A 22,063-nucleotide genomic window follows, 5' to 3' on the forward strand; every position below is an offset into this window, starting at 1 on the left:
TATGAATGCCTTAAAAGTAAAGTCAAAAATGACTAATGAAAAAGATAATAAACAAGAGGTTGCTGTTAAGCTTTTTAAAATAACAGATATCCCTGATGTGATGGAAAAAATGGGGTGGGATGTCTCAGCAAGTTTTATGCGCAAATGGTTTAATGATCCATATTATGAAATGAGCAAGGATGAAAAGTTGAATAAAGTTGATATGCTGAAAGTGGATAAACAGCATGTAATTAAGGATCTTGACTTTGACTGGTTGTTTACAGCATCTAAAAGAGTCAAGCCAGTCATCAATGAATTTTTAAGTGGTGTATCATATGTTCGCGAGTACAATTCATTTCTTGGGCGAAAAAAAACAATCCTTGAGCAGTTGTCAAATGGATTGATTACTATTATTGAACGGTTGGATCATATGGGGATCGTTGACAAAGGGAGTAAAAAATTAAACCCATGTGCCTTTAGTTTTAGCTCCTTATCTGCAATGGAGTTGGACGTGAAAAGTCAGTTTAATTATATATCCATAGGAAGTACCTTATGGGAAAAAGTTACTGATGATTTGGATGATGTTTATGGGGCTTTAGGTTCGTTTATTATAAAAATAGCTTTTCTGGATATAGTGGTAACAGAGGGGGAAGGAGGGGCACGCTTGAAAATAAATGAATTGGGTTTATATATTAGAGATACATATGAGTTCATGAATGATGGAGACGATCAGCCATTAGGCTATTGGGGGTGGGAGGGTGTTATAAAACCAGGGGTTATAAGTGAGCTGTTTGAAAAGCAGAAAATAACTCAAGATAGTAAAGATTATTACAGAGTGACCAATAACTCTTTTGTGAAATATAGAAATAAAAACAATAAAGGTGGGGATTTTTCTGTCTATTCGGTAGTGAAAAAAATTCCTGTAGATATTGTTATTCATCTAAGTTCTATTGATATTGAGGAATATATGGAAAGGAAGGGGTTATGTATAAAGTGATTAAATCAATACTATTGATTATCTTACTTGTGTTTTTTTTATTTTCGACTTATTTGTTTTATGTGAAAGTTCTTGCGTACAAAAATGCCGTGCCAAGTTATAAATATTGGAATGATGCTGGCTCGTGTTACTTTATAGCTTACACACCGAATTATAAGATTTATGGTGGGGTTGGTCGTGTGCTCAGAATTTTCTCAAATCAATCTTTTTTTATTGTCTATAATAAAGAGAGTGAGGAACTAAAAAGTTCAGCTTGGTATTTTTGGGAGTACCAATTTTCCGATTTGGTTGAACCTAAGTGGTCAGGAATAGATGTATTATATCCTTCAGATCAAGGTTGGTCTGGTTGGACTCTTTATGAATGTAAATGAAGATGGGTTTTATATTATTTTCTATATTCCTTCTCTCTGTAAATAAAAATACCTTGTGTCTTAAATTATCTTTCAGCAACGCTTCGCGTCTTTGTCTGGTCGTTATTTTCTCTTTAATTGTATTTGTTTATATATTTTTATTCATGAGTTTATCAAGAGAGGTCAGATTTATAATCGTAAATTATAGATAATGAAATTTTATTGATGCAGGAAAGGAATAATGGATTTGTTTAATAAATTAGAAAAAATTGATGGTGCCATTAGTCGCGGTTATGTCCGTTGGGGGAAACGGATTTGGGCTGGGTTACTACTGTTTATTGTTGCATGGTGCGGTTGGTTAGTTTGGGCATCGGTGTGGGGGCCGCCAACCGGGCCGGTAACCTTGATCATTCATAGTGAAATTGACCGGCCTATCAGGGGTTTTAGCGTTAATGGCGTAGCTGGTGCTAATGCGTCTGCATATAAGGAAAACGCCTATTCAATGGGGGGGGAAAGCAACCTGTTGCGGCAGTATCAGTGGCAACACCGCCGAAGTCATTTGGACTCTAAGTACAACCCGTGCCCAGTACGATGCAGGACTGCGTACTGAGGTTCACAAGATAGTGATGCCATTACCAAAGAGAAAATGGGGAGAGAATGATTTGCACGTTCATTTTTTACCAGGAGATAAAGTCTTACTGGGATGGAGTGATAATGCCTGGTCACCCTATGAAAAGCACCCAGATGTTAGCCGTCAAACTGCGGAACAGGAACGTAACTAATGGATATTGAAAGTATTGTGGCAGCGGCAAACCGTGCACAACAGGCAGATGATGCGGTAATTGGAAACTGTTCACGAACCTGGCATGTTGGCTTCTTTTTTGATGGCGTTCATCGCAATATCGAACAAGATGCATCGGAACATCGACTGAGTAATGTTGCCCGCTTGTTCAGGGCTTTCCCAGATCCTCAACAAAATACTAGTAATCAGAGCTACGATGCTTTTTATATTTCTGGTCTTGGTACGCCGTTTAATGAAGATTTAGCCGCGAAAATTCATACCATTATGGATGGAGCACAAAGCACGGTACTAGGTGATTTGAAGGGCCAACCAAGTGAGATGGCTAAAGATGCGGGAGTGGCATTACTGAAAGGAGCGAACTGGTCTGAAATATTAAAAGATTTGGGGAAAAAATTAATTAACCCTACCGAATGGAAAAAGCTGCTAGTAGATTCCACTGAAAATGTGGTCAAGCGAGTCAGTATTGAGGCCACGCCTTGGTTGCGTGATAACCCTACCGTAGCAGATATGTTAGTCACTGGCGTTGATACCCGGATCTTCTCGGCCAAATTACGATTTGAGCATTTTTTTGAACGAATTAAATCCAGTAGCCAAGTACCAGTTAAGCTTATTTCTGTTTCATTATTCGGTTTTGACCTAGGTGCCACTCTGGCGCGTAAATTTATCGATATGTTACTTGAAGATATTTGCCAAAAGCAGGGGGGAAAATATACCTATCAGGATATTCCGGTCGAGATACTCTTTACTGGTTTATTTGACTGTGCGCGGCATACGCCTGCTAGCAGCGATAATAGTTTGGATTATTTTGTCTCTATTTTAGGTGGACCGATAAAAGGGATAGGGGTGTTGCTTGGTGACAAATCTATCGATCAATATTCGGCCTTGCCCGATGCTGTACAGAATGCTTTGCATTTGGTGGCGGCTCATGAAACGCGGGTTTGGCGCAGTCTCTACCGCCTGGGGGGAAATAATAAAAAGCATGCGGAGGTACTTTTACCCGGTTGCTCTGAAGATATTGGCGGAGGGCTTAAACCAAATGAGCAGAAGCCGAGTGCAGAACTATGCCGAGTAGCGTTACATCGTATGTACCGTGCTGCGGCAATGGCAGGTGTTCCCTTCCCAGACTTTCAGACGCTCGATAAAATTGATACGGATATTGCTAGCTATTTCATTATGCAGGACAGCGTCGATAATAAATCTGTAGCCCAGTGGGTAAATCGCTATCAGCGGGCTATTCCTGAAAAAAGAGTGAGCATCGAAGCGCAAAATATTCACTTAGATAGTTACGTTAACTGGCTTGGACGACAATATTACCAGTACCGTAGTGAGTGTATGAAGCTTGAAAAACAGCGTAGTGATGTTCTTCTTTCCGCTAATGCATCTGCTGGCTTATTAGGTACTACACCGCAAGCGCATGGCGCAGCCGAACAGTTACAGAATGAGCTCAATATATTGCAGAAAAATTGGGGCTGGCTGGAGGATGTGCGCAGCGTGGCTCTCGGTATGAGAAATAGCATGGAGAACTCTAGCGGAGATGATAAACGTATCTTTATTATACCGGCCGTCTATATTCCAGCATTAAGAAGAGCGAAAGTATTTCTAAATTATTCGCAAGCCGCTTATCAAGGTTTACCACTCCCATTACCTGAGGATAGTGCACCATCGGAGCTCTATGCCTGGTTTGTTCATGATATCCAAAAAGTGGATAAAGGGGCGCGTATTACACAAGATTTTTTGATTATACGCTCAATGGAAACACCATAAATGCTGAAGTGAAGCTGGATGTCGACCGCGACAATAGAGAAACCGGTTTTGCCTATCTGTGGTTGCGGCAGGCCAAACCCTATGCCGGGGAGACTTATGGCTGGCATACGTCGCTGATTGACGGCACCGAGGTCGCGATAGCTTTCGACGGCGGTGACCCGGACCGGCCGTATATCGCCTATGCGCTGCACGACTCCGCACATCCAGACCACGTCACCCGTGACAATCATACCCGTAATATCCTGCGAACCCCTGCCAAGGTGAAGCCGGTAAGCGTATTACTTGCCCGAGTGGAGAACCTTGTCCGCATTCAGGGCGTTGGGCAAGTATCGCAGGGGGGCTGCAGCAGTTTATTGAGATTAAGGCAGGTGAGTTAATGCCACAGGCCAGGAAATATCAGAGTGATATGTATGCGTCTGAAATCCTTATCCCGGCAGTGTGGAGTCTTTTGAATCGTGATGATGAAGGAAGTGTATATATCGAGCCTGAAGTAAACTAAGCACTGTCCTTAGACAGTACCGTCAGTGCGCGCAATGACGTGGTGACGATTACCGCTATAGCGAAACTTAGCTATAAATAATGAGGCCGTGAGCAAAGTCTTACAAGCGAGAGTTTAAGAACGTGATGAGTTTATTGAAGTTCAGAAAGTAGGGGAAGTTGTCGCTACACATAATAGGTGGTAGCGACAGGCAAAATAGGGAATTAATTAATCCAGAGCAAACTCAGCCCAGACTGGCGCGTGATCCGAAGGCTTTTCCATCGCACGGATATCGTAATCGATACCGGTATTGATGCAGCGGGCCGCTAACGGTGTGCTGGCCAACAACAAATCAATGCGCAGACCGCGGTTTTCATCAAAACCGCGTGAACGATAGTCAAACCATGAGAAGCGATCGTTTACCTCAGGATTGGCCGCACGGAAAGTATCGACTAAACCCCAACCCTTCAAGCGATCCATCCATTCACGCTCTTCCGGCAAGAAAGAGCATTTACCGGTGCGTAACCAGCGCTTGCGGCTATCTTCGCCGATACCAATGTCCAGATCGGTTGGGCTGATATTGACATCACCCATCACTAATACCGGGTTATCGGCAGACAATTGTTGCTGCAAATAATCTTGCAGGTCTTGATAGAAGCGTTGTTTAGCCGGGAATTTTGTTTCGTGGTCGCGACTTTCGCCCTGCGGGAAATAACCATTAATAACGGTTAACAATCCTTGAGGCGTTTCCAGGTCAGTCATGATAATCCGGCGCTGTGCCTCTTCATCATCACCAGGGAAACCACGACGAACGGCAACCGGCTTCTGCTTAGTGAGCATTGCCACGCCATAATGGCCTTTCTGTCCATGATAGAAGACGTGATAACCATACTGGCTGACATCTTCTAGTGGGAACATATCGTCGTGAACTTTGGTTTCTTGCAGGCCAATCACGTCAGGCTGATGTTGTTCGATTATTGCTGCCAACTGATGAGGGCGTGCACGTAATCCATTGATATTAAAAGAGACGAACTTCATAGTCAGGAACCATTTGGCGAGGAAATCAAGCGTTGATGTTAGCAGATTGTTCCAGTCTCTGTCACGTTACGACCGGGCGAAGGTTGTGGCTTACGCGGCAATTTCTGCAATAGGAAATAGGAGCCGGCCGACAAATGTAGGATTTTTCTGTCAACATTTTGTGACAGTCTCTTCTTACAGCGAAGATGACAGGGTATTATAACGACAAGTATTTTCCGCCCTGGCTGAAAAAGGTCACTACTGATGCGTCTGGAAGTTTTTTGCGAAGATCGTTTAGGTCTTGCCCGAGAATTACTCGATTTGCTGGTTTCACGCAGCATTGATTTACATGGCATTGAGATTGCTGCCACAGGCCGTATTTATCTCAATTTTTCGCAGCTGGATTTTGACACTTTCCGTGCCTTAATGGCAGAAATACGCCGTATTGAGGGCGTTACCGACGTTCGTACTGTTTCTTACATGCCTTCTGAGCGCGAACAGCGAGCACTGCGAGCACTATTGGTTTCCATGCCTGAACCGGTGTTCTCTATTGATATGAAAGGCAAGATTGAACAAGCCAACCCTGCGGCGCAAGAGTTGTTCGAGCTTGATGAAAATAAAATCTGTACCTATACCGCCAGTGGGCTGATAGGCAGTTATAACTTTGCTCGTTGGTTAGAACACGAGAGTACACAGTCACATACTGAACGGGTGGTTATTCGTAATCAGAACTTCTTAATGGATATCACGCCAATTCAACTTGATAACGGTAACAAATCCAGCGATGTCGTTGGTGCTGTTGTAATGTTGAAATCAACTGCTCGCATGGGACGCCAGTTGCAGGATTTGACGGTCAACGATGAGCGCGAATTTGACCATATCGTTGCTACTAGCATGAAAATGCGTCAGGTATTAGAGCAAGCTCGCAAACTGGCAATGCTAGATGCGCCGCTATTGATCATTGGTGATACCGGGACCGGTAAAGACTTATTAGCGCGAGCCTGTCATTTGCGCAGCGCACGTGGCAAGAAACCTTTCCTTGGTCTCAACTGTGCCTCGCTGCCTGATGATGTGGTAGAGAGCGAGTTATTTGGTTATGCGCCGGGTGCTTACCCTAATGCTATCGAAGGGAAAAAAGGCTTCTTCGAACAGGCCAACGGTGGTTCGGTGCTGCTTGATGAAATCGGCGAAATGTCGCCGAGAATGCAGATTAAACTACTGCGTTTTCTCAATGACGGTACTTTCCGCCGCGTTGGAGAGGAGCACGAAGTTCAGGTGAATGTTCGGGTTATTTGCGCGACACAAAAGAACCTGGTTGAGTTGGTACAACGCGGTGAATTCCGTGAGGATTTATATTATCGACTTAACGTTCTGACTATTAATTTGCCGCCATTGCGCGACCGCCCGGCAGATATCATGCCGTTAACCGAGCTTTTTGTCGCAAGGTTCTCCGACGAGCAAGGGATGATTCGACCTAAGCTTTCGCCGCAGTTAGGCGGTTATTTAATGAATTACAGTTGGCCGGGTAACGTGCGTCAGTTAAAAAACTCAATCTATCGGGCCTTGACCCAATTAGAAGGAGCAGAACTGCGACCGCAGGATATCGTATTGCCGGACTTTGATGCGGAAATTACGCTTGGGGATGAAGTGCTTAATGGCTCGCTGGATGATATCAGCAGACGTTTTGAGCGTTCAGTATTAACCCGGTTATATCAAACATATCCGAGTACGCGCAAACTGGCGAAACGCCTTGGTGTTTCCCATACGGCGATTGCCAACAAGCTGCGCGACTATGGATTAAGCCACCGTAAAAGTGATGCCAGCGAAAGCGAAGAGTAACCACTGATAATAAAAAGCCCCGCAGAGCGATCTGCGGGGCTTTTTTGTCATGCTATTTGCCAGATATGATGTTACTTCAATACCGCCAGGGCAGCGTCGTAATCTGGCTCAGAGGTGATTTCATTCACCAGCTCGCTATGGATCACTTTGTCATTCTCATCCAGAACGACCACGGCACGTGCGGTCAGACCAGCAAGAGCGCTATCGCTGATAGCCACGCCGTAATCTGCTTTAAATTCAGTGCCACGCAGCGTTGATAAAGTCACAACATTCGATAATCCTTCAGCACCACAAAAACGAGACTGGGCAAAAGGCAGATCAGCAGAGATACACAGCACTACAGTGTTGTCGATTTCACTCGCTAACTGATTAAATTTGCGTACTGATGTCGCGCAAACGCCAGTATCAATACTTGGGAAAATGTTCAGTACTTTGCGTTTACCTGCGTAGCTGCTAAGTGCTACGTCAGTCAGGTCTTTAGCAACCAGAGTGAAAGGTTTTGCAGTGTCGCCAGTTTTTGGCAGGTGCCCGGCAACGCTGACTGGATTGCTTTGAAAATGTACGGTCTGGCTCATGATTTTATCCTTTGTACAATGTGTCAATCGGCCCTCAGTGTAGGGGAACGTGTTGAGGTTGGGTAGTGAAAGTTTAGGGAGGAGTGAGGATATAAAATAGAGGCTAACAGAGGATAAATCCTTGGCTAGGTCAAAGAAAATAAAAAATCCTCAAAGAACAGTATAAACTTTTAGCGGATGAATCTAATGAGTGATACAAATTAGGGCGTGCTAAAAAAATCAATTGGTTAACGGGGGTTTTATGCTACAAGGACGCAGGGCTGGCGCAACAGTGATTCGCTTGAGTGCCATTTTTATTGCGCTTTATGTTGGACAGGGAGGCGCGGCGCAAGTCCCTGCCGGAACTCAGCTTGCCGCCAAACAAGAGATCGTTCGCCATATCAAAGATGAGCCTGCCTCATTGGATCCTGCCAAGGTGATTGGGCTACCTGAAGCACAGGTGGTTCGCGATTTGTTTGAAGGGTTAGTTAATCAGGATGCCAAAGGCAATAGCGTTCCTGGTGTTGCCGCGAGCTGGACGTCGCAAAACAATCAAATCTATATTTTCAATCTACGCAAAGATGCTCGCTGGTCTAACGGCGACCCTGTGACTGCGCAGGATTTTGTCTATAGCTGGCGGCGACTGGTTGATCCACATAACGCCTTATCCGGCGCTTGGTTTGCCGGGCTGGCCGGTATTGAAAATGCTGATGAAATTATTGCCGGTAAAATGCCGGTAGAAAAGCTTGGTGTCACCGCGGTCGATAAATATCAGCTCAAAGTGCAGCTTTCTCATCCAGTACCTTATTTTATCAGTCTGTTGGCAAACTTTAGCCTATTCCCTGTGCATCAAGCCACGGTCGAAAAATATGGCGCTGATTGGACTAAACCCGGAAATATAGTCGGTAACGGCGCGTTTACGCTACAGCAGAGAGTGGTAAACGAAAGGCTGGTGGCACAACCTAATCCCTACTATTGGGATCATAAAAATACCGTACTGACTAAAGTCACCTTTGTGCCGATCAATAAAGAATCCAGCGCCACAAACCGCTATCTGGCTGGGGATTTAGATATCACCGAGTCCTTTCCGAAAGATCAGTACCACAAATTACTCAAACAGCTTCCTGGACAAGTTTTTACACCTAATCAGCTAGCGACCTACTATTATGCGTTTAATACTCAACGGGCGCCGACCAATGATGTTCGGGTACGCCAGGCGTTGTCTTACAGTATTGACCGCACGATTATCGCTGAAAAAATATTAGGTTCTGGTGAAAAACCAGCGTGGCGCTTCACCCCTGATGTGACCAATGGTTTTGCGCCCGCAAAGAGCGAGCTACAGCAGTATTCTCAGGCAGAATTAGACCAACAAGCTAAGGGATTATTGGCTGCCGCCGGCTATGGCCCAACGCATCCTTTGAAGCTAACGCTGCTTTATAATTCTAATGAAGGTAATCAGAAAATTGCGATTGCTGTCGCATCGATGTGGAAGAAAGCATTGGGCGCTGAGGTTAAATTGGTTAACCAAGAATGGAAAACTTATATCGATAATCGCAACAGTGGGAATTTCGATGTTATTCGCGCCTCATGGGTTGGTGATTATAATGAGGCATCAACCTTCCTCTCTTTATTAGGCTCAACGCATAGCGGCAATATCAGTAAATTCAGTAATACCAGCTACGATGCATTATTGGCTGATGCTAGCCGTGAAACCAATGCGAAGCTGCGTAATGAAGATTACAATAAGGCCGAGCAAATCATCTTATCTGAAGCCCCGATTGCGCCAATTTATCAATACACCAATGGTAGATTGATAAAACCTTGGGTTAAAGGCTATCCAATAGATAATCCTGAGGATGTGGCTTACAGTCAGGAGCTCTATATCCTGAAACACTGATTTTGCTCAGGTGTCGCGGCCTGGTTATCTTGTAATAGATAGGGCAAAAACGCCATTTTAGTCCCTATAATGCCCAACATCTTTGTTGGGCATTATTTTGTAATATTTTGATAAGTAATCATTTAATAGAACTCTGCTAAACTTGCAAAGAATCTACCGAATACAGCGAGGGCTGCCGTGGAAGTAATTAAAGGTAATGAACTGCAGGTTGCTGATGCGGTTTACGCCTACCAGTTGAATGGCAAAGGCGGTGTCAGTGACATTAATGACCAAACGCAGGCTTCGCAGGAAGATCCCTGCTGGTTGCATCTGGATTATTCTCTGCCCGCCAGTCAACAGTGGATCACCAACACGCCACTATTGCCAGATAATGTTCGCGAGGCCTTAGCTGGTAATAGCGTTCGGCCTAAAGTGCTGCGAATGGGCGAGGGTACGCTGATCACGCTTCGTTGTATTAATCTCAATGACAATGCGCGCCCCGACCAATTGGTAACAATCCGGGTTTACCTGACGGATAAAATGATTGTTTCTACCCGTCATCGTAAAGTCTCGCTGACGGAGTTGGTTGCTGATATGCAAAATGGCAGCGGCCCGACGGATACCGGCAGTTGGTTGGTGGAGATGTGTGATGTGCTGACCGATCACACCAGTGACTTTATTGAAGATTTGCATGATAAAATTATCGATTTTGAAGACGATCTGATGGAGCAACGGATGCCTGAACGCGGGCAGATGGCGCTACTACGTAAACAACTCATCGTATTGCGACGTTATATGTCGCCACAACGCGATGTTTTTGCTCGCTTGGCCAGCGAACGCTTGCCGTGGATGAGTGATGACGAGCGCAGACGTATGCAAGAAATTGCCGATCGCTTAGGCCGCGGCTTGGATGATTTAGACTCCAGCATTGCGCGTACGGGCGTGTTGGCTGATGAAATTAGCTCATTGATGGCCGATTCCCTTAACCGCAGAACCTATACCATGTCTCTGCTGGCGATGGTTTTCTTGCCTACCACGTTTTTGACCGGTTTGTTTGGGGTCAACCTTGGTGGTATTCCAGGCGCATCATCGCATTACAGTTTTCTCATCTTCTGTGCACTGCTGGTGGTATTAGTCGGCGGAGTGGCCTGGTGGATGAAACGCAGTAACTGGTTATAGCGGTAAATCGTGGCAAGCCTGATCTGATGCAGCGGCTTGCCCGAATTTCAGGCAAAAAAAACCGGTCAGAGACCGGCGTTTGAATCAATTGTGCTATGCAATAATTCTTAAAATAATGAAGTAGGACAATATGGAGCACAACGCCCATCGCTTGACGTTGTATTCACCTGCGAGAAAGATATTGCGCCAATTAGCATCTATACATGTTGATTTAGCGCAATCTTTTGGCGGAAGAATCTCATAAGGTGTTTTTCCGAAGTCGAATACGTTATCTATTCCAATAAACTCAGACAAATTGCATTCTCAAAGTCCAAAGCGGTAGCCGTTGACCTTGTAGTTGAGCTTCACCTCGATGGTGCACTCATCTTTTTCAAGATGAAAAAAAGCCGGTTTAGTTACCCAAACCGGCTCTCAGATAGCTTTTCACCCACGGCCATTAAACCGCAGGTTATATTGTTAAGCTGTAGGCTTAGCGACTTCAGCCGCAGGCTTTGCGATCACATTACGTGTTTCCATGCGCACTTCGGCAATATTTACATCGATAATGTCACTCTGACGATAAGCGACTTCACCTTTGATCAACACACTGCCGGTTTCTACGCTACACACCAGCTCATCACGAACTGCGTGTAGGAATGGCGCAGGGATAAAGGCAACCGCACCGATATCTTGTAGACGAACGCGCAGGCCACCGCGGGTTACATCGATAATTTCAGCGCTGAATTTCACTTCATTGCCGACTTTATCTTGCAAGTAACGCGCATACAGCCAGTCACCAACATCACGTTCTGCCATACGGTTCAGACGGCGACGCTCAGCCAATTGTAGCGTCATATCATCTTGTGGCTTCTCAGCGCTTTGCTGGGTAATCATCGCTTTAAGTAGACGGTGATTGACCATATCGCCGTATTTACGAATTGGCGATGTCCAGGTGGCGTAAGCTTCTAGTCCCAACCCAAAGTGTGGGCCTGGTACGGTGCTGATTTCTGCAAAGGTCTGGAAACGACGAATGCGGCCATCAAGGAACTGGGTTGGCAAAGCGTCGAGCTTACGGCGTAACACGCAAAAACCTGGCAGTGTCAGCAAGGTTTCTGCATCTGCTTCAATGTCATTGGCCTGCAAGACCGTAACAGCCTGTTCCACCAGCAGTGGGTCAAAACCGGTGTGGACGTTATAAACGCCAAAGCCCAAACTGTCGCGCAGTGCAATAGCGGCACAAACGTTAGCGGCAATCATGGACTCTTCAACGATGCGGTTGGCGATACGGCGATGTTCGGCGATGATCTCCAACACATTGCCTTTCTCACCCAACACAAAGCGGAAGTCTGGGCGATCTTTAAACACTAACGCGTTAGTCGTACGCCAATCGCTGCGCACATCACAGACGCGTTTCAGCAAGCGAATCTGCCCGGCGATAGTGTCGTTTTGTGGCTGCCATGCACTTTTCTCATCCTGCTCCAGCCAATCAGAAACATCGTCATAGGCCAGTTTAGCTTGAGATATAATCGTGGCGGCGAAGAAGCGAATATCGTTGCCTAATGCACCATCAGCAGACAGTGTCACGCTGCACGCCATTACCGGACGTTTAACGTCTGGCCAAAGCGAACAAATATCATCAGACAAATCGCGTGGCAACATCGGGATATTAAAGCCCGGAAGATAGTTGGTGAACGCGCGTTTACGCGCAATATTGTCTAGCTCGCTGCCTTCGGCGACATAAGCGGTCGGATCGGCAATCGCGATAGTCAGCTGTAGCGTGCCATCACCGTTGTCTTTCACATACAGCGCATCATCCATATCCTGAGTGCTGGCACTGTCTATCGTCACAAACGGCAGGGTGGTCAGATCTTCACGCGTCAGACCTTGATTCTCCAGCTCAGCAAACTCGGCAACCGGCGCTTCACGCTCCAGATTATGACGAGCCAAGGTGACCCACCAAGGTGCCAGATCATCACTGCCGGTGGTGATCCATTCGGTCAGTTCAGCCTGAAAACCACGATCGCCTTCTTTTAACGGATGGCGGCGCATCTCAGCCACGCACCAGTCACCATCATTAACCTCATGATTAAATTGACGGCCGGCACGGCAAGGAATGGCATCACGTAATAAAGGATGATCAGGCAGGATGGACAGACGATCGTCTTTTTTCGTCACTCGACCAACAAAACGGCTCAGGAAAGGTTCTACCAAGGTTTCTGGCTGCACGATCTCGCGATCTTTCTCTGTATGAACAGAGGCAATGATGCGGTCGCCGTGCATGACTTTTTTCATGTGTGGTGGTGGAATGAAATAGCTTTTTTGACCATCTACTTCAAGAAAGCCAAAGCCTTTCTCAGTGCCTTTCACAATACCTTCAAGGCGTGGAGTCTGAGAGTGAAGTTGCTGTTTTAACTGCGCGAGCAGCGGGTTATCTTGAAACATATCGTCCAGAGAATAAGGTTAAAGAGGCTCGATTAGCGGCAGACAGTTTTACGCGAAACGGGCTCGACGGGCAAGTGGCATCTAGCCCTTTAGCACCATAACCTTGGCACTAAAGGGGAGATGAATTACGCGACAGACCTAAACCTTAGGCGATACGCTGTAGATCGGGTTGCTGTTCACAGCGGCGAATCACCACAGGAACAGATTTTGAGGTAGGAGTATGCGTCTGGTCACCAAAGCTGTTCAGCGGAACCAGCGGGTTGGTTTCCGGATAATAAGCCGCCAAATTGCCACGCGGAATATCATAGCTGACCAGCTTAAACCCGGTCACTTTACGCTCGATACCATCGGTCCATAGCGTCTCTATTTCTACTAACTCGCCATCTGCCATATTTAAATCGGCCAGGTCCTGCGGGTTAATGAACAACACTTCACGCTGACCATACACGCCACGATAACGGTCATCTAAACCATAAATTGTGGTGTTGTATTGGTCATGCGAACGCAATGTTTGCAGGGTAAATGGCGCTTTCTGATTAATTTCCGGGATCACGCGCTCAGGCAGCGGATCGTGGCTAAAGTTGGCTTTGCCATTTGGCGTTGCAAATTTCAGCTCGGCTGCGGCATTGCCCAGATAGAAACCGCCTTTAATATCACAACGTTTATTAAAATCAGTAAAGCCGGGTACCGTTGCTTCAATATGATCGCGGATCAAATTGTAGTCTTCGGCCAGTGCTAACCAATCCATATATTTGTCACCGAGCACGGCGTTGGCGATACCACAAACGATAGCGGTTTCTGAACGTTGCTCAGGTGATAATGGTATCCCGACGCCTTCAGAGGCGTGAACCATACTAAAGGAGTCTTCGACGGTAATAAATTGTGAGCCGGTCGCACGGATGTCCAATTCGGTACGCCCAAGCGTAGGGAGGATCAGCGCATCATGCCCTGGCGTCAAATGGCTCCGATTGAGTTTGGTACTGATTTGTACAGTCAGCTCACAATTGCTCATCGCTTGCAGCGTGCGTGGGGTGTCTGGTGCAGCAGATGCCAGATTACCACCAAGACAAACCAATACTTTGGCTTCATGGCGCAACATGGCTTCCAACGCTTCGACGGTGTTATGACCCATTTCACGCGGCGGAGTGAATTTAAAATGACGCTCCATGTTATCAAGCAGCACTTTTGGCGCTTTCTCATCGATACCCATAGTGCGGTTACCCTGTACGTTACTGTGGCCACGAACAGGGCACAGACCCGCACCTGGTTTACCCAACTGACCGAATAGCAACTGGAGATTAGTCACTTCTCGAATAGTGGGTACCGAGTGTTTATGTTGAGTCAGGCCCATGGCCCAGGTGCAAATTACGCGTTCAGCCTGCATATAAATATTTGCAGCTTCGCGTAGATCGCTTTCACTCAAACCAGACTGCTCGATAATTTTCTCCCAACTGGTTTGGTCAACGATAGCGAAATAGTCTTCAACACCGACGCAGTTCTCGGCAATAAAAGCTTCATCGAATAGAGAAGGCTGTCCGTTGGCCAGACGTTCACGATGGGTTTCGAGCAGGGCTTTTACCATGCCACGCACCACGGCCATATCACCGCCCAGATTAGGTTGGTAATACGCAGAGCTAATGCGGCCTGATTTAGTGGTGACAACTTCTAGTGGTTTTTGCGGATCGGCAAAACGCTCTAAGCCGCGTTCACGAAGGGTGTTAAAGCTGACGACTTTTGCGCCACGATCGGCAGCATGACGCAGGCTATGCAGCATACGCGGGTGGTTCGTGCCGGGATTCTGTCCAAAGACAAAAATAGCATCGGCTTTCTCAAAGTCATCCAAACGGATAGTGCCTTTACCCACGCCGATACTTTGTTTCAACGCCACGCCGCTGGCTTCATGACACATATTCGAACAGTCAGGGAAATTGTTGGTACCGAACATGCGGCCAAAAACTTGATAAAGGTAAGACGCTTCGTTACTGGCGCGACCAGAAGTATAGAACTCAGCTTGGTCTGGGCTTTCTAACCCGTTGAGATGGCTTGCGATAAGAGCAAACGCATCGTCCCAACTGATAGGTTCGTAATGATCGGTCGTGCGGTTGTAACGCATCGGATGGGTCAGACGGCCTTGGTACTCGAGGAAATAGTCACTCTGGGCACGCAGCTTGCTGACGCTATGTTGCTGGAAGAATTCTGGCTCGACGGCTCTACGCGTGGCTTCCCAACTGACCGCTTTCGCACCGTTTTCACAAAAACTGAAAGTACTGTGATTATCATCGCCCCAGGCACAACCCGGGCAGTCAAATCCACGGCCTTTATTAACACGCATTAAATTGCGCAGGTTTTTTAGGGTGTTTTTACTGTCGAGTACAAAGCGCGTGGTTGACTCCAACGCGCCCCAGCCACCGGCTGCTCCAGTGTAAGGCTTTATCTCAGATTTGAATTTCATAATTTGTGTCTTCGCAGGTGTTATGAGCTTAACAATCTCTTTGAGCGATTGTTAAACGAGTTGTTATTTTTATGTCACAAGTTTAGTGGGGGGATGCAATATCGTCTAATCGAATATCGCAATCGTGGGATAGAGCAGGTTGATGATGACTTTGTCTTAATAATAGGGATAATGCGCGGCCTGCCGCCTTTAAAAGCCCGCGTTATCGGGACGAGTGAAGCAAAATGTAAGCAAATGGTTTCATTATGAAACTCTTCGCAAAAGTCTAATTGTTTTGCTTAGCCTTGAATTGATGCACCCTATGCGGCGAAATGGCTTTTTTTAATATGAAGTTGCGGCCCTGATTTGGGCTATGTCAGCTTGACCACAGTTTGAGGATGAATGAGTGAAGCGTACTGTATTGAGTATAGTAACTGGAGTGTTGTTAATTTCCGCAGGTAGTGCTTGGGCGGTTGCTCCACTGGACTATCAAGTCGCGCCACCGAGTATTGATGCCGCGTCATTCGTGTTAATGGATTATGCATCAGGTGATGTGCTGGCCGCCGGTAACCCGGATGAGCGCCGCAACCCTGCCAGCTTGACCAAGCTGATGACAGGCTATGTGATTGACCGTGCGCTCGACGCCCATAAAATCAGCATGGACGATGTGGTTACGGTACCGCAAGAAGCTTGGGTAGCAGGGAATAAAAGCCTGGCTGGTTCTTCATTGATGTTCCTCAAGCCTGGCGACCGGGTGACGGTGCGTGATTTGATCCGCGGGATCATTATTGACTCGGGTAATGATGCTTGCGTAGCGATGGCTGACTTTGTTGCAGGTAATCAGCCGACGTTTGTACAAAGCATGAACCAGTATGTTGATAAACTGGGATTGACTAATACCCACTTTGAAACAGTACATGGCCTTGATGCACCGGGGCAATACACGACCTCTTACGATCTGGCTAAACTGTCTCGCGCTATTATCGGCGGCGAGCCAGAGGAATATCATATGTATGGTGAGAAATCCCTTACTTATGACAACATCACTCAGCAAAACCGTAATGGCCTGTTGTGGGATCAAAACCTGCACGTTGATGGCTTGAAAACCGGCCACACCGAAACCGCTGGTTTTAACATTATCGCTTCTGCGACCGAAGGTAATCGTCGCTTAATCGCCGTGGTGATGGGCGGTAAGAGCAGTAAAGGTCGTGAAGAACAGGCGCGTAAATTACTGACCTGGGGCTTCCGCGAATTTACCAGCATGCAGGTGTTTAAAGCGGGCCAAAGCGTCGCTAACGAAAAAGTTTGGTTTGGTGATGCGCATCAAGTGAAAGTTGGCAGCCAGAGTGATGTTTACCTGAACATTCCACAGGCAGACAGCGACAAAGTTAAAGCGCAATACGTTCTGACCAATCCTCAGTTAGACGCGCCGCTGCAAAAAGGCCAGCAAGTCGGCACCATCAATATCGTTGATGGCGATAAGACCATCAAAACCTTGCCGCTGGTGGCACTGGAAGACGTACCGAAAGGTGGAATGGTAAGCCGCTTGGTCGATTACGTTAAGTTGAAGCTCTAGACCGAGAGCTTGGGCGGTTTCTTTAAGCCAGAAGGGCTTGGTGCATTGGTACATTAAAGCAATGACCGTGCTTTAGGCGGTTTTAGAAAACCAGAACGGTGAATTTTTCGGTTTATCAACTGCGGTGCTTAATGTTACTCCGCAGCCGAAACCGACCGAAGGGGCGGTAAGCGCCGCCCCTTCAGGCTTCCCGCGCTTTTTACTAACATAACAAGGTATCCAGTGGCGGCCATGTTTCAGCGGCCTCTGTGCTAGCGCAAATGCCAGCCTTCCAGGCTTCCCGATTTCGGGTTCAAGCCAACGATAAATCCATTGTCTTTCACCACTTCACCGGTGGCATTTTGAGTGCGCTTGGTGACTTAAAATCAACAGCAGCACAAACAAAAAGCAGAAGCAGTTTAGTTTTTGAAGTAAAAGCTTGTTGGCGCACTCAAAATTTCACTGACGAGTGGTGGAGAGACGGCGAAGCTGGCTCGAATCCGAGGAAGGCATGGCGGAGCCATGAAATTTGCGCCTGTCACCATAGTCTCTGAAACATGGCCGCCACTGGACTGGCTAATAAGGTTGGAAAAAGCGCGAGATTGTTAAGGGTGGCGCTAACCACCCTTAACTCGGTTTAGGCTGCGGAGCAATATTGAGCACCGTATTTAAGAAACCGAAAAAACACTGAACGATATTTAAAACCGCCTAAAGCACGGTCATTGCTTTAATACACCAAGCCCTTCTGGCTTAAAGAAACCGCCTCCAGTTCGGTCTACCTGATATACTTCGGATATTTATTACTTCGCTTGGCCTGCATCTCATGGACATAAAACAATTAATCTATCTGTGTAATCTCGAGCGGGAGCGGCATTTTGGTCGTGCTGCCGAGGCGAGTTTCGTGAGCCAGCCGACCTTATCGATGCGCCTGAAAAATCTCGAAAAAGAACTGGGGCTGAATTTGATTAACCGGGGTAATAACTTTGAAGGTTTTACCGCTGAGGGCGATCGTGTGCTCAATTGGGCTCGCGAGATAGTTGCGGTATATGAAGGGCTGAAACTTGAGGTTGAGTCTCTTAAGCAAGGGTTAAGCGGGACGTTGCGTATTGGCGTGATGCCACAATGCAGCGTGTCGTTAGCTCGGTTGATTAAAGCGGTTCATGATGTACATCCAGGCCTGGATTATCGTGTGTCAGAAGTCAGCGCAGATCAACTGATTGAATCCCTCAGCAGCCATGCGGTAGACGTCGGTATTGGTTTTTTTGAGTTTTCAACGCTTAACGAACTTCGTTTTCAGATCTGTTCTTTGCATGATGATGGCGTTGATGTGGTGTATCACCCGGATCATTTCCCTGAACTTGCTGTTGCAGGCTCTCTCAGCGCCGTGCAGGTGGCGGCGCTTCCGCTGTGTTTATCCGAACCAAGCCGCTATTTTCGCCGCTATCTGGATAATTATTTCCGCCAGGCAGGTTTGGAACTGCATCCCATTATTGAAAGTACCTCTATTTTTCAACTGATGCAGGGGGTTTTTGTCGGACTTGGTTGTGCGTTGGTACCGCGTGGGCATTTAATCGATGAGATGTCACCCGCACTAAAACGCTGCCCACTAGATATTAGTCCGATGAGCCGTCATGCGGCGCTGGTGGTCGCCGAAGGAGGGCGAGCTACCGCGTTGGCACAACACTTCTTCAATACGGCAAGTCTCTGGTTGGCTCAGCAAGCTGGAGAATTTAAATAAAGCAGGCGTCAGAAACTGGCTCTATTCCTATTGCAAGCAGGTGAGAATAGTCACAAGCTACGCTAACTCATTCAGAATATGGAACTATCTATCAGCTTTGGATGAATTATTTTGACTATCATCGTATCGATCAAGGAGTTGTATAAAATGAAAGCGATTCGTAATTTGGTGCTGGCTGCTGCCGCGAGTGGTGTGTTGTTGGCGGCTTCTGCACAGGCTGACAATAACTTGCTCGGTTCCTTGCAAGATGCGGCTACTCAAGTATTGAATAATAGCTCGAGCGAAAAGGGCGCATCATCGCTGCCAAATTTGACATCGCTGCTCAATGGCGGAGACAATAAACTTGCTTCAACCAATGCCAGCAATGCTGCCGGTGTGTTGGAGTATTGTATGAAAAACAAAGTATTATCGACGACTAACAGCGCAAACATTAAAGATAAATTGCTCGATAAATTGGGGCTTCAAAATGCTTCTGGCGCACAAAACCCAGATTATCAGCAAGGATTGGATGGTTTGTTGAAGACTGGTAACGGCCAGAATATCGATTTAAATAATCTTGGCGGTGGGTTGTCACAGATTAAAGACAAAGTGAAACAGAAAGCTTGTGATGTGATTTTGAAGCAGGCTAAATCATTTATCTAAAAGCCATATTTTACCCGGTGGCTGCCATGCTACCGGGTTCAATATTACAGACCGCGCTGCGAATTCGAGGCACCGACAGGCTGATAAGTTTATTTACTATAATTTGAAGTATGAAGGGCACTAAAAAGCTGAAATAAGCCGATCCCCATTCATTAGTTTAATCACTTTATGTTTTGATATTTCTGCCATTCATCCCAAACATTTTCTGCGGCAACATCCGAATATCCGCGTTCTTGGGCAAGATCTCCCGCAATTTCTTCAGGTAATTGAATAGCAGTAGCATTATCGCGTATCGACTCAACTTCTTGCTGAGTCAATTTGCGACCAGTTTCTTTCTCCTTTGCTTCTAGCACTGCAATTAAAGGCGGGATAAAAACGATGGCCATTTGGGAGTTAAGCCTCAACTTGGTATGTGATTTTTATGACTTTACTAAAATCATAAAATTAAACACCGGATTCACTCCGGGTATACCTTCTCTTTAAACTCGCACAAGTCTTCAATAATGCAGGAGCCGCAGCGAGGTTTACGGGCGATACAAGTGTAACGGCCGTGTAAAATCAGCCAGTGATGGCAGTCGAGTTTGAATTCCGCGGGTACCACTTTTAGCAGTTTCTCTTCGACCTTATCGACGTTATCGCCCGGTGCGAAGTTGGTACGGTTGCATACGCGGAAGATATGAGTATCGACGGCAATGGTTGGCCAACCGAAGGCGGTGTTGAGCACTACGTTGGCGGTCTTGCGACCCACGCCAGGAAGGGCCTCTAATGCGGCACGATCTTCGGGTACTTCGCCATGGTGTTTGTCGATAAGAATACGACAGGTTTTGATCACGTTTTCGGCTTTGGTATTAAACAAACCGATGGTTTTTATGTATTCCTTTACACCATCAACGCCCAAATCCAGTATGGTCTGCGGCGTGTTCGCCACCGGGTAAAGTTTAGCGGTGGCTTTATTCACGCTAACGTCTGTGGCTTGTGCTGAGAGCAATACTGAGATCAGCAGCTCAAAAGGCGAGGTAAAGGCTAATTCGGTGGTCGGGTGCGGGTTATTCGCCTGCAACCGACTCAAGATGCTGATGCGTTTGTCTTTATTCATGACGCGCTGCCGGTATTCCCTTGTGGTAAGGCGTTTTCTGCCGCAGCTTTTGCCGCCTTACGGGCTTTCATCCGCTGGTCTATCAGATATTTACCCGCTAATAGCATGCCAAGGCCGATAAAGGCACCTGGAGGTAACATCGCCAGCAGGAAAGGATTGTCGAGGTGGATGACTTCAACGCGCAATACTTTTGCCCAACTGCCCAGTAACAGATCTGCACCGTTAAATAGCACGCCGCTGCCGAGGATTTCACGCAGTGAACCCAGAACAAACATTGCAGACGTTGCCCCTAAGCCGGTCATCATGCCATCTAAGGCGGCGATATGAACTGGGCTGCTGGCGGCACAAGCTTCTGCGCGACCCACAACAATACAGTTGGTCACGATAAGCGGAATAAAAATCCCTAGTGCTTGATACAGGCCGAAAGCATAAGCATTGATCAGCATCTGCACACAGCTCACTACCGAGGCGATGATCAGCACATAAATCGGGATACGAATTTCATTTGGTACCCATTTACGGAAAGCGGAGATCATGGCATTGGTGCAGGTTAACACCATCGTTGTTGCCAGCCCTAAGCCGAGTGCGTTGGTCGCCGTTGAGGTCACGGCCAGCAGCGGACAAAGCCCGAGTAACTGCACTAACGCGGAGTTATTGGTCCACAAGCCCTGGATAATGATTTTCCTGGCTTCGCCTTTTTCTTTAACTTCACTCATCACGCGCTCCACAGGCTGAGAGGTGAGAAAGCTGCGCTGGAACGGTTTCAATAAACAACGCAGTACGTTTAACTGAGCGGACGACCGCTCGTGGGGTAATGGTGGCACCGGTAAATTGATCAAACATGCCGCCGTCTTTCTTCACCGCCCAGCGAGTGTCATTATCGCCGTGGATGATTTGATTGGAGAGGCTTTTAATCCAATCCGAGATGCGAATTTCAATTTTATCGCCGAGGCCTGGTGTTTCATGATGCTCCAGCACACGGGTGCCATATACCTTGCCACTAAAATCAGCGGCAACCAACAGCTTAATCGCGCCAGAATAACCATCGGGTGCGGTAGTTTCAACAACCGCGGCAACGGGCTTGCCATCTTTACGCGCTAAGTACATCCGGTGTGGGCCCGGGCTGCCTAAAGCATCGCCGGTGACAGCGTAACATTCGTTTTGCATGTCATTGTCGTAAACACTCGATGGAATAACCTGATCGAACAGCGCTTTTTGCTGGATAACAGACTGTTCAGCAATCGTCGGTTTGGTCAAAAGGTTCACCAGCGCCGTCATACCGGTCATTAGTGCGCCAAATATCGCCAGCGTCAGCCCGTGGCGTCGCATTGTTTCAAACATAATA

General features: G+C 46.9%; 17 protein-coding genes and 2 pseudogenes. 11 read left to right on the plus strand and 8 right to left on the minus strand.

Annotated features, from left to right (window positions below):
- Position 1: 1 nt before the first annotated feature.
- From ACL9RG_RS11360 to ACL9RG_RS11380, 5 genes and pseudogenes are all read left to right on the plus strand, one after another.
- A complete protein-coding gene (locus ACL9RG_RS11360; RefSeq protein ID WP_422792723.1) occupies positions 2-976 on the plus strand; it encodes a DUF6402 family protein in 975 nt (324 codons plus the stop codon).
- Positions 964-1,347 carry a hypothetical protein gene (locus ACL9RG_RS11365; protein WP_422792724.1) on the plus strand — a complete coding sequence of 128 codons (384 nt, stop codon included), beginning with the start codon at positions 964-966 and terminating at the stop codon, positions 1,345-1,347. The genes ACL9RG_RS11360 and ACL9RG_RS11365 overlap by 13 nt, the downstream gene beginning before the upstream one ends.
- 220 nt (positions 1,348-1,567) lie before the next feature.
- Positions 1,568-2,108: pseudogene (locus ACL9RG_RS11370) on the plus strand (DUF3304 domain-containing protein).
- The gene (locus tag ACL9RG_RS11375) at positions 2,108-3,892 is read left to right on the plus strand and encodes a hypothetical protein (RefSeq protein WP_422792725.1); all 1,785 of its coding nucleotides are present in this window, start codon (positions 2,108-2,110) and stop codon (positions 3,890-3,892) included. The pseudogene ACL9RG_RS11370 and the gene ACL9RG_RS11375 overlap by 1 nt, the downstream one beginning before the upstream one ends.
- A gap of 8 nt (positions 3,893-3,900) precedes the next feature.
- Positions 3,901-4,158: pseudogene (locus ACL9RG_RS11380) on the plus strand (phage baseplate assembly protein V); the annotation flags it as partial.
- Between the two features lie 440 nt (positions 4,159-4,598).
- On the opposite strand, the gene xthA reads toward ACL9RG_RS11380, so the two are convergent.
- A complete protein-coding gene (gene xthA, locus ACL9RG_RS11385) occupies positions 4,599-5,408 on the minus strand; it encodes an exodeoxyribonuclease III (protein ID WP_422792726.1) in 810 nt (269 codons plus the stop codon).
- Between the two features lie 243 nt (positions 5,409-5,651).
- Between xthA and tyrR the strand changes: the two genes are divergently transcribed.
- Positions 5,652-7,226 (plus strand): transcriptional regulator TyrR, encoded by a 1,575-nt coding sequence (gene tyrR / locus ACL9RG_RS11390; protein ID WP_422792727.1) that lies wholly within the window; start codon positions 5,652-5,654, stop codon positions 7,224-7,226.
- A 71-nt stretch (positions 7,227-7,297) separates the two neighbouring features.
- Here the strand turns inward: tyrR and tpx are convergent, their stop codons facing one another.
- Positions 7,298-7,801, minus strand: a complete 504-nt coding sequence (gene tpx, locus ACL9RG_RS11395; RefSeq protein ID WP_422792728.1) for a thiol peroxidase — start codon at positions 7,799-7,801, stop codon at positions 7,298-7,300.
- Positions 7,802-8,042: 241 nt separating this feature from the next.
- Here tpx and ACL9RG_RS11400 point away from each other — a divergent pair, with 241 nt between their 5' ends.
- Both ACL9RG_RS11400 and zntB read left to right on the plus strand, forming a co-directional pair.
- Positions 8,043-9,677, plus strand: coding sequence for a peptide ABC transporter substrate-binding protein (locus ACL9RG_RS11400; RefSeq protein ID WP_422792729.1), 1,635 nt, complete (start codon positions 8,043-8,045; stop codon positions 9,675-9,677).
- 177 nt (positions 9,678-9,854) lie between these two features.
- Entirely contained in the window at positions 9,855-10,835 is a 981-nt protein-coding gene (gene zntB / locus ACL9RG_RS11405) for a zinc transporter ZntB (protein WP_422792730.1), read from the plus strand.
- A 456-nt stretch (positions 10,836-11,291) separates the two neighbouring features.
- Here the strand turns inward: zntB and ACL9RG_RS11410 are convergent, their stop codons facing one another.
- Positions 11,292-13,256, minus strand: coding sequence for an exoribonuclease II (locus ACL9RG_RS11410; protein ID WP_422792731.1), 1,965 nt, complete (start codon positions 13,254-13,256; stop codon positions 11,292-11,294).
- Between the two features lie 145 nt (positions 13,257-13,401).
- Positions 13,402-15,708 (minus strand): FdhF/YdeP family oxidoreductase, encoded by a 2,307-nt coding sequence (locus ACL9RG_RS11415; protein WP_422792732.1) that lies wholly within the window; start codon positions 15,706-15,708, stop codon positions 13,402-13,404.
- Positions 15,709-16,093: 385 nt separating this feature from the next.
- On the opposite strand from ACL9RG_RS11415, the gene dacD reads away from it, so the two are divergent.
- From dacD to ACL9RG_RS11430, 3 genes are all read left to right on the plus strand, one after another.
- Complete coding sequence (dacD, locus tag ACL9RG_RS11420; protein WP_422792733.1) at positions 16,094-17,263, plus strand: serine-type D-Ala-D-Ala carboxypeptidase DacD; 1,170 nt, start codon at positions 16,094-16,096, stop codon at positions 17,261-17,263.
- Between the two features lie 802 nt (positions 17,264-18,065).
- Positions 18,066-18,980: a LysR family transcriptional regulator gene (locus ACL9RG_RS11425; protein WP_422792734.1), complete on the plus strand. Its 915-nt coding sequence runs from the start codon at positions 18,066-18,068 to the stop codon at positions 18,978-18,980.
- Positions 18,981-19,127: 147 nt separating this feature from the next.
- The gene (locus ACL9RG_RS11430; protein WP_422792735.1) at positions 19,128-19,622 is read left to right on the plus strand and encodes a DUF2501 domain-containing protein; all 495 of its coding nucleotides are present in this window, start codon (positions 19,128-19,130) and stop codon (positions 19,620-19,622) included.
- A gap of 161 nt (positions 19,623-19,783) precedes the next feature.
- Here the strand turns inward: ACL9RG_RS11430 and ACL9RG_RS11435 are convergent, their stop codons facing one another.
- The 4 genes from ACL9RG_RS11435 to rsxG form a co-directional block, all read right to left on the minus strand.
- Positions 19,784-20,008, minus strand: coding sequence for a hypothetical protein (locus ACL9RG_RS11435; protein WP_422792736.1), 225 nt, complete (start codon positions 20,006-20,008; stop codon positions 19,784-19,786).
- Between the two features lie 71 nt (positions 20,009-20,079).
- Positions 20,080-20,718: an endonuclease III gene (gene nth, locus ACL9RG_RS11440; RefSeq protein ID WP_422792737.1), complete on the minus strand. Its 639-nt coding sequence runs from the start codon at positions 20,716-20,718 to the stop codon at positions 20,080-20,082.
- On the minus strand, positions 20,715-21,434 hold the full coding sequence (locus ACL9RG_RS11445) for an electron transport complex subunit E (protein ID WP_422792738.1): 720 nt from the start codon (positions 21,432-21,434) through the stop codon (positions 20,715-20,717). Before ACL9RG_RS11445 ends, nth begins: the two co-directional genes overlap by 4 nt.
- On the minus strand, positions 21,427-22,059 hold the full coding sequence (gene rsxG, locus ACL9RG_RS11450; protein ID WP_422792739.1) for an electron transport complex subunit RsxG: 633 nt from the start codon (positions 22,057-22,059) through the stop codon (positions 21,427-21,429). Before rsxG ends, ACL9RG_RS11445 begins: the two co-directional genes overlap by 8 nt.
- Positions 22,060-22,063: the final 4 nt, after the last annotated feature.

Origin of the sequence: Rouxiella sp. Mn2063, from assembly GCF_049319665.1 — a bacterium.
Taxonomy (GTDB): domain Bacteria; phylum Pseudomonadota; class Gammaproteobacteria; order Enterobacterales; family Enterobacteriaceae; genus JBMOUD01.